This window comes from Cellulomonas fimi, assembly GCF_028527925.1.
GTDB classification, from domain to species: domain Bacteria; phylum Actinomycetota; class Actinomycetes; order Actinomycetales; family Cellulomonadaceae; genus Cellulomonas; species Cellulomonas fimi_C.
This window is the reverse complement of record NZ_JAPESW010000165.1, coordinates 1-569: the sequence shown is the minus strand read 5'-3', so window position 1 is coordinate 569 and position 569 is coordinate 1. Positions and strand designations below refer to the sequence as shown.

Sequence of the window (569 nt, the reverse complement as noted above, 5' to 3'; positions counted from 1 at the left end):
ACTCGGAAATCGTGCAGGTGCGCAAGGAAATGCGTCGCGAGCTGGTTCAGCGCATGATCCTGCGTCTGCAACTGCTGACGCCGGTGCAATTGGAAGCCCTGCAGCAACAAGCTGACAACAAGGCCAAGGCCGATGCTGACGCGCTGAAAGCCGCCAAAGAGTACGAAGACAACACACCGAAACAATCGCCTGTTGAAGTTCCTGTCGAGTAAGCCAGACGGGGCGCCCCAAGCGCCCCGTTCGCCCTGCCTATGAAACTTGCTCCCGCCCAACTCGCCAAACACCTGCAAGGTGGCCTTGCGCCTGTCTACATCGTCAGCGGTGATGACCCGCTGCTGTGCCAGGAAGCCGCCGACGCCATCCGCACGGCTGCACGTCAGCAAGGCTTCGACGAACGCCAGGTCTTCAGCGCCGACGCCAGCTTCGACTGGGGCACGCTGCTGCAAGCTGGCGCGAGCATGTCGCTGTTTGCCGAGAAACGCTTGCTGGAGCTGCGCCTGCCTTCGGGCAAGCCGGGCGACAAAGGTGCCGCCGCCCTGATGGAGTACTGCTCGCGACCGGCCGAAGAC

At 62.7% G+C, this 569-nt stretch carries 2 protein-coding genes; both read left to right on the top strand.

Features of this window, described 5'->3' with window-relative positions; genetic code table 11:
- A partial coding sequence (locus OMK64_RS21490) for a hypothetical protein (protein WP_272730158.1) occupies positions 1–212 on the top strand: 212 nt, incomplete at its 5' end.
- Between the two features lie 39 nt (positions 213–251).
- On the top strand, positions 252–569 hold a 318-nt coding region (locus OMK64_RS21485; RefSeq protein WP_272730157.1), incomplete at its 3' end, for a DNA polymerase III subunit delta.